At 71.1% G+C, this 13,469-nt stretch carries 11 protein-coding genes; 7 read left to right on the top strand and 4 right to left on the bottom strand.

The window, feature by feature from the left end; all coding sequences use genetic code 11:
• Positions 1-24: 24 nt before the first annotated feature.
• Positions 25-855 (top strand): oxidoreductase, encoded by an 831-nt coding sequence (locus ACFYOY_RS46015; protein WP_388593890.1) that lies wholly within the window; start codon positions 25-27, stop codon positions 853-855.
• A gap of 135 nt (positions 856-990) precedes the next feature.
• Positions 991-3,906 carry a tetratricopeptide repeat protein gene (locus tag ACFYOY_RS46010; RefSeq protein WP_388593888.1) on the top strand — a complete coding sequence of 972 codons (2,916 nt, stop codon included), beginning with the start codon at positions 991-993 and terminating at the stop codon, positions 3,904-3,906.
• A gap of 23 nt (positions 3,907-3,929) precedes the next feature.
• Here the strand turns inward: ACFYOY_RS46010 and ACFYOY_RS46005 are convergent, their stop codons facing one another.
• Positions 3,930-4,721 (bottom strand): helix-turn-helix transcriptional regulator, encoded by a 792-nt coding sequence (locus ACFYOY_RS46005; RefSeq protein WP_351887390.1) that lies wholly within the window; start codon positions 4,719-4,721, stop codon positions 3,930-3,932.
• Positions 4,722-4,823: 102 nt separating this feature from the next.
• Between ACFYOY_RS46005 and ACFYOY_RS46000 the strand changes: the two genes are divergently transcribed.
• Complete coding sequence (locus ACFYOY_RS46000) at positions 4,824-5,636, top strand: sulfite exporter TauE/SafE family protein (protein WP_351887393.1); 813 nt, start codon at positions 4,824-4,826, stop codon at positions 5,634-5,636.
• Positions 5,637-5,691: 55 nt separating this feature from the next.
• Here ACFYOY_RS46000 and ACFYOY_RS45995 read toward each other — a convergent pair whose 3' ends face one another.
• Entirely contained in the window at positions 5,692-6,270 is a 579-nt protein-coding gene (locus ACFYOY_RS45995) for a TetR/AcrR family transcriptional regulator (RefSeq protein WP_351887396.1), read from the bottom strand.
• Between the two features lie 80 nt (positions 6,271-6,350).
• Here ACFYOY_RS45995 and ACFYOY_RS45990 point away from each other — a divergent pair, with 80 nt between their 5' ends.
• Positions 6,351-7,124, top strand: coding sequence for an oxidoreductase (locus ACFYOY_RS45990; protein ID WP_388593883.1), 774 nt, complete (start codon positions 6,351-6,353; stop codon positions 7,122-7,124).
• 435 nt (positions 7,125-7,559) lie between these two features.
• Here ACFYOY_RS45990 and ACFYOY_RS45985 read toward each other — a convergent pair whose 3' ends face one another.
• The gene (locus ACFYOY_RS45985; RefSeq protein ID WP_351887402.1) at positions 7,560-8,480 is read right to left on the bottom strand and encodes a LysR family transcriptional regulator; all 921 of its coding nucleotides are present in this window, start codon (positions 8,478-8,480) and stop codon (positions 7,560-7,562) included.
• Positions 8,481-8,699: 219 nt separating this feature from the next.
• Here ACFYOY_RS45985 and ACFYOY_RS45980 point away from each other — a divergent pair, with 219 nt between their 5' ends.
• From ACFYOY_RS45980 to ACFYOY_RS45970, 3 genes are all read left to right on the top strand, one after another.
• Positions 8,700-10,049, top strand: coding sequence for a PucR family transcriptional regulator (locus ACFYOY_RS45980; RefSeq protein ID WP_388593880.1), 1,350 nt, complete (start codon positions 8,700-8,702; stop codon positions 10,047-10,049).
• Positions 10,050-10,289: 240 nt separating this feature from the next.
• Entirely contained in the window at positions 10,290-10,781 is a 492-nt protein-coding gene (locus tag ACFYOY_RS45975; RefSeq protein WP_351887408.1) for a flavin reductase family protein, read from the top strand.
• Between the two features lie 46 nt (positions 10,782-10,827).
• Positions 10,828-12,093, top strand: coding sequence for an acyl-CoA dehydrogenase family protein (locus ACFYOY_RS45970; protein WP_351887411.1), 1,266 nt, complete (start codon positions 10,828-10,830; stop codon positions 12,091-12,093).
• Between the two features lie 76 nt (positions 12,094-12,169).
• On the opposite strand, the gene ACFYOY_RS45965 is transcribed toward ACFYOY_RS45970, so the two are convergent.
• Entirely contained in the window at positions 12,170-13,408 is a 1,239-nt protein-coding gene (locus tag ACFYOY_RS45965) for a DUF3500 domain-containing protein (protein WP_351887414.1), read from the bottom strand.
• Between the last annotated feature and the right edge of the window lie 61 nt (positions 13,409-13,469).

Genomic DNA, 13,469 nt, shown 5'->3' with positions numbered 1-13,469 from the left:
TGGTAAGTCAGGTATTCTGAGTGCATGAACGGCACAGAGAGCAACCTACCCGCCGGTGGGAGCGGAATCGACGCGTCCTCGCCGCTCCTCGACGAAGGGCTTGCGGGGCGGCGAGCGCTGGTCACGGGCGGGAGCCGCGGGCTCGGCGCGGCGATCGTGCGGCGACTCGCCGCGGCGGGCGCGACCGTGTTCGCGGCAGCCAGGTCGGCGCCGCCCGAGGGTTCGCTGCCGGCGCGGTTCTTCACCGCGGACCTCGCGGACCCCGACGGAGCACGGCAACTGGCGGAGCGGGTGCGTGACGCCGCCGGCGGGGTGGACATCCTCGTCGACAACGCCGGCGCCGGCAGTGCCCCGGAGGACACGCTGACCCGGCCGCCGGCAACCTGGCAGTCGGACCTCGAGAGCAATCTGCTGTCCGCGGTCCGGCTGGACCAGGAACTGGTCCCGGGCATGGTGGAGCGCGGCTCGGGGGTCGTGGTGCATGTCTCGTCCATCGCAAGCCATCTGCCGCAGCCGGGCCAGGCCGCCTACGCGGCGGCCAAGGCCGCGCTGAACAGCTACAGCCGCTCGCTCGCGGCCGAGGTCGGCCCGGCCGGGGTACGGGTGGTGTGCGTCCTGCCGGGCTTCATCGCCACCCCGGGGGCGATCGCGCACCATCAGAAGATCGCCGACAGCCAGGGGGTATCGCTGGAGGAGGCGCAGCGCGGCCTCGCGGCGCGGCTGAACGTGCCGATGAACCGCCCCGGAACCCCTGAGGACGCCGCCGAGTTGGTCGCGTTCCTGGTGTCGGAGCGCGCGCGCTGGCTCACCGGATCGCAGTTCCGTGTCGACGGAGGCATCCTCGCCCAGGTGTAGCCGGGCCGGCGCCCCCTGCGGCTTCGCGCGCAAGGAGGGCGCTCAAGGATATTTCCACCATATGTGTCCTTGTCCGGTGGTTCACTTGGCTCAGGCGTGCCCACGGGGGGCACCGGCCGAGGGGGAACACCGGATATGGCCACGCCCATCGTCACCGCACTGGCGGTGTATGAAGCCGGCAAGAAGGCGTACGAGGCATACCAGGGCATCATCGCCTTCGTCAGCCTCGGCAGTCACACCCCCACTCCCGAAGAGGAGATCCTGGCCCGGCTGGAGGTGCTGCACCAGGATTTCGTCGCCCTCCAGGGGCGGTTCGACGAGGTGCTCGAGGCCGTGAAACAGGCGGTCAGGGTCGAGCAGCAGGCGTATGTCCTCAATCTGCGGCGCGATCTGGAGGGGCTGCGCGGGCGGGCCCGCACGGCCACGGACGAGCTCAGCGCCTGGGTCGCCGACGGGCGCAAGGACCCGCTGCTGCGGTCCAACGCGGACAACAACTCACGGCTGGCGGCGAATACGCTGCTGGAGGGCGACTCCTACTTCTACCGCCCGGATCCGAATGCGCCGGAAAGCGTCTTCGACCACCGGCTGGCGTATATCGCCTACGTCTATGTGCTGACCGTCCGGTTCGGTGTGATCGCCGGGCTCAATCCGCAGTACCGCGAGGACCGGCTGGCCCGCGAGGAGCTGACCCGGCACGCGGCGCGGCTGGAGTGGGTGTTCCAACACGCCGACCAGGCCATCGAACCGCATACCGGCGGGGGTCCTGACGACCGCGGCAGCTACTTCCTGGCCCACCAGTGCGTGGACCACATCACCGGCTACGACACGGGGCACACCGAAGTCGGGTGGCGCCCGGGCGGGCAGGCCGAGTACGACGACGCCCGCGCCTACTACGCCGATCAGCTGCGCGCCGATATGCGGGTCAGGACGGGGCTGGCCAAACTCATGGGCTTCCACGACACCGTGGCCTACTGGGCCAAGGACCCGCGCACACCGGCATGGTCCCCCTGGACCCCGGTGGAGGTGCCGGACAGCGTGGCATCCCTGGCCGCGGCGTCGCACCGGCCGGGGCACACCGTGCTGGTGTGGCGGGACCCGGACAAGGCACAGCTGCGCACCACGTCCTACGACTCCACCGGGGCCACACCGGCCTGGAAGCCGTCGGTGGCCATCAGCGCGGAGAACATGGTGCGGGAGGAACCCACGCCGCGCGCCGTGTCATCGGGGCCGGGCCTGATCACCGTGATGATGCGGGGCAAGGAGGGCGGGGTCTACGCCACGCGCACCGACCCCACCCAGCCGACCGGATGGCTGGACGCCCCGGTCGAGGTGAGCGGCGGCGCCACCGACGTCTCGTTCGCCGAGGTCGCCGCCTCACCGGGCTCCGTCGTCGTGATGTGGCAGGACAATGGCACCGGCACGCTGATGGCCGCGTTCCAGGACGCCAAGGGGGCCTGGGGGCCACCGCAGGCGGCGACCCCGGCAGGCGCCATTTCGCTGAGCTCGGACCTCACGGTGGCCTGTCCGGCGCCCGGGGTGGTGCTGGCCGTGTGGACCATGAACAACCGCACACTGCACAGCGTCACCTACGATTCCCACGCGCCCGGCGCCGCGTGGAGCGCACCCGCGCAGATCGCCGAATTCCCCGGGAACGACTTCGCGTCGTCCATCCATGCCATGGGCACCGGCGACGGAAAGGCCGATGTGGTCTGGCAGGGCTCCTTCGGGGCCATGTGGAACATCCACTACGACGGCGGCTGGAGCGCCCCGGCCGAGATCACCCCGCGGCACCTCACCAAATGGGGCTATCCCTACACGATCGTCCCCGCGGTGACCGGGGACCGGCGGCTCAACTGGTTCTGGCAGGGCCGGGACAGCCGTGTGCAGACCATCTACCGGGATGCCGAGCAGCCCCAGTGGTCGGCGCCGCAGTGGCTCGGACAGCCCTGGTGGTCGTACGCCGAACTGGCCGCGGTGCCGTCGACGGCTGGCAGCGTAGCGCTCTACCGGGTCGACTTCGGCAGCGAGATCGGTGAGGTGCCGAGGCTCCAGAGGTGTTTCTACGACCCCGCCACGCCGACGGCCTCGGCCCGGATCGCGGACGCCCGAGCGCTGGTGGCGCGGGCCCAGACCCTCTGGAACCTGCCGGGCCCGGCGCGCGAGGAGGCCAACGCCCGCGCGGCCGAGGCGATCGCGGTGGCCCGCGAGGTCGTGGCCCTGGACTCAGGCTTCCGGGCGACGCTCGCGCAGTGGCTGGTGTTCCCGGCGGGCACGTATCTGATGGGCAGCGGCCGCCACGATGACGCCATTGCGCGTATGCAGGAGGCCCTCGGCCTCTACGAGAAGCTGATCGGTGAACAGCCCGGATCTGAGGACCTCCGCTACCGAAAGGCGTGGACGCTGGTCAATTTGGCCCAGGCCCTGTGGGGTAAGCCGGACCACGCCCAAGGCGCACAGCGCGCCGTCGAGGCCACCGACCTGCTGCGCCAACTCGCCACCAGGACACCCAGCTACCGGGCCGGGCTCGCGCAGTGGCTGGTGTTCCCGGCGGGCACGTATCTGATGGGCAGCGGCCGCCACGATGACGCCATTGCGCGTATGCAGGAGGCCCTCGGCCTCTACGAGAAGCTGATCGGTGAACAGCCCGGATCTGAGGACCTCCGCTACCGAAAGGCGTGGACGCTGGTCAATTTGGCCCAGGCCCTGTGGGGCAAACCCGACCGCATCCGAGGCGCACAGCGCGCCGTCGAGGCCACCGACCTGCTGCGCCAACTCGCCACCGAGAACCCCGGGAGGTATCGCGGAGGGCTGGGCGACTGGCTGATGTATCCGACGATCCCCTATCTGCGGCAGTCCGGGCGGAGGGACCAGGCGCTCGCGCGGGCGCAGGAAGCCGTGGACATCTTCACCGCGCTCAACGCCACGGACCCCGCGACCTATGGGCCGAAGCTGGCGGCGGCGAAGAAGCTCGTCGCCGATATCCAGGCCGAAACGCAGTCCGACGAGGTCCAGTCCGGCGATGTCCGGCCCGACGATGTCCAGTCCGGCTGACGCGCCCGGGGCCTCGCCGGGCGTCAGCCCCGGTCGCCGATGCCCGTGGCGTCGGGACTCCGGTACGCCGTCGGCGGTTGGCCGAGGAGCTTTTTGAACGCGGCCGTGTAGGCGGCGGGGTTCTCGTAGCCGAGCTGGGCCGCGACGCGTGTGACGGGCAGGCCCGCGGTGAGGTGCTGAAGGGAGTGCAGGACGCAGGCGCGTTGCCGCCATTGCGAGAAGCTCAGGCCCGTGCCGCGCTGGAACAGGCGGGCGAGAGTGCGTTCGCTGATGCTGAGGGCAGCGCACCAACGGGCGGGCGGGTCATGGATGTCCGGCTTCCGCAGGAACGCCTCGCACAGGCCACGCAGCCGCGGCTCGGAGGGCAGCGGCACATCGAGCGGCAGCGGGGTGAGGTTCTTGAGCTCGTGGAGGATGAGGGCCGCCACCGCCGCGTCACGGCTGTGCTCCGGGTAGCGCGGCTCCATCTCGACGGCCTCCAGGATCAGCGCCCGCAGCAGCACGGAGACATCGACGGCCTGACACCGGGCGGGAAACCACGGCACGGCGGCGGGCTCGATGTAGAGGCTGCGGGTGCTGACGCCCGTCATCGTGACCTGATGTCCGGTCATGGATGGGATCAGCACGGCGCGGGCGGTGGGTATCGTCCAGCTGCCGTCCGCCGTCTCGACCCGCATCACGCCGGTGGCCGCGTACAGCACCTGGGCGCGGCGGTGCTCATGCCAGACGAGCAGATGGTCCTGGGGGTAGTCGGTGCCGATGGCCAGCACGGCACGATCGAGGTCGTCCACCTCCGCGACCCGGATGTTGCGCATACCGCGAGGCTACGCGGGACCGCCCGCCCTTGTCTGCTGCGCGTAGGAACGTGGCAATCCGTCGATTGCCCGCCATGCCTCGTGGTACCTAGCGTCTGACCAGTGCTGACCTCGTTCTCCACTCTTCTGTTCCTCGGGTGCCTGACCGGCATCACGACGGTGCTCTTCGGCTTCGGCGGCGGTTTCATCACGGTCCCCGTCGTCTACGGCGTCCTGACCGTGACGGCGGCTCCGGGAAAGGACGCGGACGCCATGCACATCGCCGTGGCGACCTCGGCAGCGGTCATGGTCGTCAATGCCGCCGCGGCGGCGCTGGCCCAGTGGCGGCAGGGCCGACTGCGCCGCGCATACGTCTGGCCGCTGGCGGCGTTCATCGCGGTCGGCGCCGTCGCCGGATCTTTCGCGGCGACCTTGATCGGTGGCACGGCGCTGCGCCTGCTGTTCGCTGCCTACCTACTGGTGACGATCGCCGACAGTCTGCTGAGGAAGGGCTTCCTCTCCGTGACGCACCAGGCCCACCCGGAGCCCCTGGGGCGGCGCACCACCACCCTCGGCGGAATAGGCATCGGCCTGGTGGCCGCGGGCCTGGGGGTGGGCGGCAGCGTCATGACGGTTCCGCTGCTGCGGCGCAGGGGTCTTCCCATGGCCGAGGCGACCGCCATGGCGAACCCCCTCAGCGTCCCCGTCGCCATGGCCGGAACCCTCGTCTACGCCCTCGCCCCCGCCACATCCGCCGGCCCGGGACAGCTTGGCTACGTCGATCTCACCGCGGGCGCCGCCCTGCTCATCGGATCACTGCCCACCATCGCCGTGGCGAGGCGCGTCACCGGCCGGGTCCCGGACCGCGTCCACTCCGTGGCCTACGTCGTCCTGCTCCTGATCGTGCTGGTCGTGATGGTGACCATGGGAGTCTGACGCGTCTGACGCGCCGGTCTCCCGGACGGGCCTCGTCGGCGCGAGGCGCGGCGGCTCAGCCCGCGTTCTGCGCGCCGAACCGCAGGCCGTCGAAGAGGATCGCCGTGATCTGCACGGCTTCGTCCTGCCAGCCCTCCGTGGTGTGCATTCCGCAGATGCCCCCCAGTGCGCGCAGCAGTGTGCGTCCACTGACGCCGCCACGGATGGTGCCGGCCGCTGTGCCCGCTTCGAGCAGTTGATGGAGAGCCTGCGCCATCCGCGTGCGGGCGTCATCGAAGATTGGTGAGTCCGTCGCCATGATGCTCTCCAGCGCGACGGCCATTCCCTTGCCCACGGCTGCGTGGTCCACGAGCAGCAGGAGGAAGTGGCGCAGGGCCTCGTCCGGGGCGTGGAGGTCAAGGAGTTGCGCGGGGGCGGCGCACAGCTCGTCGACCTCTTGGCGGTAGACCTCCTCGATGAGGGCCTCACGTGTCTCGAAGTGGCGGTAGAGCGTCCCGACCGCCACTCCGGCCCGCCGGGCGATCTCTTCCACGTGAGCGTCGGCCTCGCCGGTGAGGAACGCCTCCCGCGCCGTGGCCAGGAGCGCCTCGCGGTTGCGGCGCGCATCGGCGCGCATCGGACGTGACGACGGCAACAGTGCCTCCGTAAGGTGAGTCGGGTTCCGCTTATGTATAGTTTCCGGAGTCGGGTTCACCTTACTGGAAGGGCACTCCCATGACAGTTCCGGAAGAGGAGCTCAGCGGCCTTCGTGTGCTGGTCACCGGCGGCAGCCGTGGTCTGGGCGAGGCGACCGCCCGTCGATTCGCCGCCGCTGGCGCGACGGTGCTGACCGCCTCGCGCGGCGCGCCTCCGGAGGATCTGCCGGCCACCTTCATCCCCGCGGACCTCGCGACGGACCAAGGAGCGGCGGAGCTCGGCCGACGGGTCATCGACAGCGTGGGCGGGGTGGATGTCCTGGTCAACAACGCGGCCGCCGCGAGCGCCCCGATGCCGACCCTGAAGCGGTCCGACGCATCGTGGCGTGCGGACCTCGAGATGAACCTGCTCAGTGCCGTCCGGCTCGACCGGGCCCTGATTCCGGGGATGGTTGAGCGGGGTTCCGGCGTCGTCGTGCACGTCTCGTCGATCGCGAGCCGTCTGCCGCAGCGCACCGAAGCGTCCTACGCGGCGGCCAAGGCGGCGCTCAACGCCTACAGCCGCGAGCTGGCGACCGAAGTGGGAGAGCACGGAGTGCGGGTGGTGTGTGTTCTGCCGGGCTTTGTGGCCACCGAGGGCGCCGTCCAGCACCTCCAGCGCATCGCCGACCGGCAGGGCGTCGGCGTGGCGGAGGTCCAGCAGCAGATCGTGGATCACCTCAATGTGCCGATGGGCCGGCCCGGCGATCCCGAGGACGTGGCGGAGATGATCGCCTTCCTCGCGTCCGGCCGCGCGAAGTGGCTCACGGGAGCCCAGTTCCGGGTCGACGGCGGCATCATCCCCGTGGCGTAGGCCCAGGGCCAGGCTGTCTCCGGTACGCCGTGAGATCCTGCCCCGTGGAGACGAGGGCCCCTGCCGTGCCCAGCACGGAGGTGTGGCGAAGCCGACTTCACGGTGGCCGCCGCCCTCCGTCGGCCGGTACGACGTCGGATGCGGCCCGCGCAACCACTGCTCCGGCCACCGCGGCCAGTAGGTCCGCGTCAGCGCGAGGCGTTCGGTGACCCGCTGCTCCACTTCGCGCTCGTAAACGCGGAGGGCAGGACGGTGTTCGTGAGCGTTCTGTGTGGCTTCGTCAGCCTCAGCACACTCCCCTTTCCCCGACGGTCCCGACAATCCGAGCCGTCCCAGGGAAGCCCCGGGGGAGCCCCCGGGGAAGTGCGCCTTGACCGGAGGCCAGGAGCCCCGTTTCAGGGGCGCGGACGGTCGCCCACGCACACACCGGGTGGGTCACATGAGCTTGTCGTCGATGTCGAGCGAGCCGACGATCGACCGCAAGCTCGCGATGAGCGCCGCGATGGAACCGTCGCGGGCCTCGGCGCGGCTGATCGCGCAGATCCGGACACGGTCGGAGGCGTCGGCGATCGGCCGGAACACCACCGTGGACAGGGGATTGGTGAAGGCGATCGGCCCGGGGTGGACACCTACGTGTCCGCGCGTGGCCACGTGCACGGCAAGCTCGTCGTAGCGCCCCACCTCCTCGATGTGGGTGCGGGGGATACCGGCCCGGATGATGTCCGCCTGCAGTTGGCTCTCGAGGTAGGGGTTGTCGGCGCGCGGAGTGATCAGGATCTGACGGGTGCGGAGGTCCGTGAGCGCCACCTCGCGGCGGCTCGCCAGCGGGTCCGCCGCCTGCACCACGGCGACCAGCGGGAACTCGCCGAGCACGGCACTGGCGATCCCGGGTTGCTCCGGGACCGACCAGCACAGACCCACGTCCACCTCGCCGTTCGCCACGGCGGCCAGTTGTTCGGGGGTGTGCAGGGGGACCGGACGCCACCGGCCCCGGCCCCCGCCGTCGGCGGTGGCGCCGGGCCAGGCGTCGACCAGTCCGGGGAGGATCAGCTGCCCCAGCTCCGGGGTGTGGGCGACGACGAGGTCACGATGGCGCGCCGAGCGCAGGCGGGCGGTCCGATGGGCCTGGTGCAACGCCTCGATGGGCCCCCGGATCGCGGCCGCGAACTCGGCGCCGAAGGGGGTCAGTCGCACCCTTCGGCTCGTACGCTCGACGAGCCGGCTGCCGAGGCTGCGTTCCAGACTGGCGACGGCCTCGCTGACACTGGGCGGGGCCAGTCGCAGACGGTCGGCGGCGCGCCGGAAATGGAGCTCGTCCGCGACGGCGAGGAAGCACTCCATCTGACGCAGGTTCACTGCCGTCCTCCCGTCACTCCATAGTGTGCGAACTCCATGGTGTTCGCACCACGACGAGCAGCCAGACTCTTCTACCACATCGTTCGGTTTTGCCGAACGATGGCTTCGGCAACCCGCAGTTGATCAGCCCCGCGCCGTGGACCGAGTATGGCGTCACATCCGGTCACCGCGACCGGGACCGATGACCCCGTCGCGGAGTCGTAGCCCGAGGGAGGCAGTGTGACCGAGACCGGTGGGCGGCGGCCGCGACGGGCCTGGATCGCGCGGCTGGGCCCGCGGGATGAGGTCGACGTGGACCGAGCGGCGAGCCCGCGCGCGGTCGTCGAGGACGCCGTCGCGCGCGTCGGTGCGGACCCCGTGCGCTGGGCGATCGAGCTGAATTCCGTGGTCGTGCGGCGGATCGTCGGCGAGGTGCCGGCCCTCGGCGGTAGCCCGGCCGCCGTCGAGCTGCTTCGCCGGGGCAATGAAGCGACCACCCTGCGGGCGCTGTTCACTCTGGTGGAAGGCCCGGCGGCCGCCCCGCCCGCCGATGAGGCGATCCTGGAGGGCATCCGCGAGTTCGTTCACCGGGCCGTACCGCTCGAGCGGGTGTTGCACGGCGTCCGGATCGGGCATGCGGCGACGACCGAGGCGTTTTTGCGGGCGTGTGCCGAGCTGGTCGACCCGGACGTGGCGGTCGATGAGGTCACGGCGATCTCCCGCGAGCTGTTCTCCTACGTCGACGACCTCTCCGACACCATGATCCGCGCTTACCTCGTGGAGCACGAGGTGTGGAGCACCAGCGCGGCCGCGGCACGGGCCGACATCGTGCGTTCCCTGCTGAGTGATGCCACGACGACCGATGTCGGCGAGGCGTCGCGTGTGCTCGGCTACGACCTGCGGCGGACCCACGAGGCGGTGGTGGTGTGGTCGGACGCGCCGAACGGCAGCTCCACGCTGCAAGCGGCGGCCACCGAGGCGCTCCGGGCCCGGGGCGCCACCACGACGCTGGTCGTGCCCGTGGCCTCGGGGCGGTTGTGGGCGTGGGGCACGGTGCCTTCGGACGGCACGCGCCGGAGCGGTTCGTGGCAGACCATCGCGGAGGCACTGTCCCGGCAGCAAATGCAGGCGGCCTTCGGGAGCCCGGGCGGCGGCGTCGAGGGCTTCGGCCGCTCCCACCGCGAGGCCCTGCGCGGGGCGCGGGTCGAGCGACTGCGGCGCGAGGCCGGGCGGGTGCCGAGGCATGCGACCGCCTACGCCGACGTCGCCGCCATCGCGCTGTTGGCCACCGATATCGACGCGGCCGGTGACTTCGTACGACATGAACTCGGCGGGCTCGCCACCCGCAGCGCGTCGATGGAGGCGCTGCGGACCACGCTGTACCACTACATCGGCGCCGAGCGCAGCCTCGTGGATGTCGCCCGACGCCTGCACGTGGCCAGGGGGACGGTGACCTACCGCGTGAAACGGGCCCAGGAGGTGCTGGGACACGGCCTCGACGACCGCCGCTTCGCCCTCCACACCGCCCTGGCACTCGCCGAGGAACTGGGGGACGCGGTCCTCCTGCCCCGCGACGTCGCAGATCGGTGAGCTTGGAGCGCCGGTCACGGCCCGGACCGGTGCGGCAGCCCAACGGACTCGTGCGGCAGCCCAACAGACAGGTGTGGCAGACCAACAGACCGGTGCCGCAGCTCAACGGGCGACCGGAATCCTGAGCCGACAGACCAAGCGCCCGCCCCGGGAGCCGGAGTTCACTGTGTGTTGTCGGACGCGGGGCCACACAACACCACGCATCCCGACAGACGAACCCATGCCCACTGGAGGCGCACCATGATCAACCGAGAGACCTTCGTCGAGCTGATGAGCGGGGTGTGTTCGCCGGTCGCCGTGGTGACGGCGATGACCGCCGACGGGCGACCGCACGGCACCACCGTGTCGAGTCTTGCCTCGCTCTCGCTCGACCCTCCGCTGGTGAGCTTCGCCCTGGACCGCGCCTCGCGGCTGCTGCCCCACCTCCAGCCGGGGGACAGGGTGGGAGTGAACATCCTCGGCGCCCACCAGCGGGAACTGGCGTCGGCATTCGCCCGTCGGAGGGGGTCGGGCTCGAAGTTCGACGGCGTCACCTGGACCCTCCGCGCCGGACTGCCCTACCTGCCCGAGTCCGCAGGCTGGACGGCGGGACGCGTCGAACGCCACGTGGACGGCGGCGACCACATCCTGCTCGTCGTCGGAGTCGAGGAGGCCGAGCCGACCCCCGCGGCCCCGCTGACCTACGCGCGCCGGGTCTTCGGCACGCACACCCCGCTCGCTGTCGCGAGCTGAGCCGTACGACCCGACGACCCGTACGACCCGACGACCCGTACGACCCGTGACCCGTACGCCCCGTACCCGCCTGATCCCCGACACCGAAATGACGACGATGACCATGACCCTGGACGTTCCCCGCACCACTGACCCCGCGCGCGCACTGCGGTCCGAGCTCGTCGAGCGCGCCGCCACCCTGCGACCGCTGATCGCCGCGGGCGCCGATCGGACCGACCGCGAACGCATGGTTCCCGCCGAGAACATCGGCGCCCTGGCCGAGGCCGGCCTGCTCTCGCTGATGCGACCCGCCCGTTACGGCGGTCTGCAGAGCGACTACCGCACCCTGCTGGAGGTCAGCCGCGAGGTCGGGCGGGCCTGTGGCTCCACCGCCTGGCTGACCTCACTGCTCAACGCCAACGCGTGGTTCGTCGGGCTCTTTCCGGCCCAGGCCCAGGACGACGTATGGGCCCACACCCCCGAGGCCCGAGTCGCCGGCGTAGTGACTCCCTCGGGCACCGCACGCGTGGTCGAGGGCGGGTACCGGGTGAGCGGGCGCTGGGCCCCCGCCTCCGGGTGTGCCCACGCCGACTGGGCGGTCCTCGGGGTCACCCGGCCGGACGCCGAGGGCACGCCGGACGCCGTCGGCATCGTGCTCGCGCCGATGCCGGAGCTGACCATCGAGGACACCTGGTTCGTAACGGGCATGCGCGGGACCGCGTCGAACACGCTCGTCGGCGAGGACCTCTTCGTGCCCGCACACCGCTTCCACTCCGTCCCCGAGGCCGTCGAGGGCCGCTACGCCACACCCTTCACCGACGAGGCGCTCTACCGGGCACCGTTCGTGCCGACCGCCGCGCTCGTGTTGACCGGGCCCCAGCTCGGGCTGGCCGCGGCCGCTGTCGATCTCCTGCTGGAGAAGGCCCCGCGGCGAGCGCTGACGCTGACGGACTACGCCTCCCAGGCCGAGGCACCCACCATCCAACTGGCCGCCGCGAAGGCGGCGTCGCTCGCCGACTCCGCCCAGTTGCACGCCTACCGCGCGGCCGCCGACATCGACGAGGCGGCACGGGCCGGGGTGTTCCCCGATTACGATGCCCGGGCACGGATGCGGATGGACGCGGGAATGGCGGCGGTCCACGCGCGTGAAGCGGTCCGCATCGTGTGCTCGGCCCAGGGGGCTTCGAGCTTCGGCGAGTCCAACCCGCTGCAGCGCATCTGGCGGGACATCGAGACCGGGAGCCGGCACGCCGTCCTCAACCCCGAAGTGGCCGCCGAGATCTACGGGAAGTCGCTGTTCGGCATTCGGGGCACGGTGTCCGTGATGGTGTAGGACGAGGGCCGTCCCTCCGACGAGGGCGTCAACGCACCCGTGGACGACGGAGCACAACCCTTCTCGTCGTGCGATGTCAACCGGCCCCATGACCTCCGTGGTGAAGCCGGTAGTGCTGGGCGAGGAGATCACGCCCGTAATCGTTGCCGTTGGGGGCCCGCACGATGGTGTGCACGTGGTAGCGGGCGGGTTCGGGGTTGGTGAGGAAGACACCGGGATGGTTGTCGTACTCGACCAGGAGCACGGGGGAGTGGATCCGGTAGTAGAAGGCGCACTCGTCGTCGTGGCCGCCGCGCCAGGCGAACCGCGTCTCGTCGAAGTGCTCACGGACGAGCGCCAGGGTGTGCTCGGCCTGTGGCGGTGGCAGGCGGTCGAGATAGACCCGGATCAGCTCCACCAGACCGTCACGCTGGTCGGCCGGCAGGCTCGCCGCGACGATCCCCTCGGGAGGCAGGACGAGGTTGTCACTGCCCGCGCCGGCCAGATGCCGTCCGTTCCAGGGGCCGGCGAGCTCGGGTGGCAGATCCTCCGCGCGCAGCGACGGCCCCATCAGGTACTCCTCCTGGCGGTTGGGGTCCAGAGTGCGGCGGAACGCCAGGGCGACCTCGGTCTCGTCGCCCAGGGCGTGGACGCCCTCGAACCGCCCCGTCCCGGTCGTCGGCTCGGCGCCGAGGAACACCGGGGCGAGAATCACCTGCCCTCCGACGAAGACGCAGTGCACGTCCACGTGATGGCCCATCAGCTGCCATCCCCATGGGGAGTCGCCCGAGGGAGTCCCGAAGACGGTGAACCAGTAGGCGAACTCCGTGAGGGTGTCCCGGTAGTCGTCGATGAGCTCGCCCAGGTTCTCGTTGAGCGCCATCACCGCTCGCACCTGGGCGTAGCCGGCAGGGCTGAGACTGGCCTCGATGACGGCGAGTGCGCGGTCGCGGTCGCCGTCGGCGAGCCGTTCCAGGCGCATGCCCTTCGGGTGCCAGGTCGGGATCGCGTTCGTCCACAGCCGCCACTCCGGGGCGTCCATGGGCAGGGCGGCGACCACCCTCTGGTGGGGCGCCAGCCCGTCGAGGTAGACCCGGGCCGCCATGACGGCGGCCTTCGCGGATGTCCCCGCGTCATTCAGCCGGTAGAGGCCCGGGCGCGGGGTGCCGTCCTCGGTGATGCCGACGAAGGGCTCGCGGTGGCGGCGTAGACCGGCGGTCAGCTCGAAGGCCGCCTTCGCGGGGAGTAGATCGTCGAAGAGGTGGGAGTCGACGATCGGCAGGTCGCCCCGGGCGGTCGGCAGGGGGAAATCTTCCGGATGCCGCTGGTGAGACATCGGGCTCCTTACTCGATGGAAACGGCGAGGAGGTCTTGTCCGGTGGGAACAGCGAGGACGT

Source organism: Streptomyces sp. NPDC007875 (genome assembly GCF_042868035.1).
Classification (GTDB): Bacteria; Actinomycetota; Actinomycetes; order Streptomycetales; family Streptomycetaceae; genus Streptomyces; species Streptomyces antimycoticus.
This window is presented reverse-complemented; position numbering and strand designations above follow the sequence as displayed.

Coding starts and splice junctions, on each gene's coding strand:
- ACFYOY_RS46015 (WP_388593890.1), top strand. CDS start 25: ATGAACGGCACAGAGAGCAACCTACCCGCCGGTGGGAGCGGAATCGAC.
- ACFYOY_RS46010 (WP_388593888.1), top strand. CDS start 991: ATGGCCACGCCCATCGTCACCGCACTGGCGGTGTATGAAGCCGGCAAG.
- ACFYOY_RS46005 (WP_351887390.1), bottom strand. CDS start 4,721: ATGCGCAACATCCGGGTCGCGGAGGTGGACGACCTCGATCGTGCCGTG.
- ACFYOY_RS45990 (WP_388593883.1), top strand. CDS start 6,351: ATGACAGTTCCGGAAGAGGAGCTCAGCGGCCTTCGTGTGCTGGTCACC.
- ACFYOY_RS45975 (WP_351887408.1), top strand. CDS start 10,290: ATGATCAACCGAGAGACCTTCGTCGAGCTGATGAGCGGGGTGTGTTCG.
- ACFYOY_RS45965 (WP_351887414.1), bottom strand. CDS start 13,408: ATGTCTCACCAGCGGCATCCGGAAGATTTCCCCCTGCCGACCGCCCGG.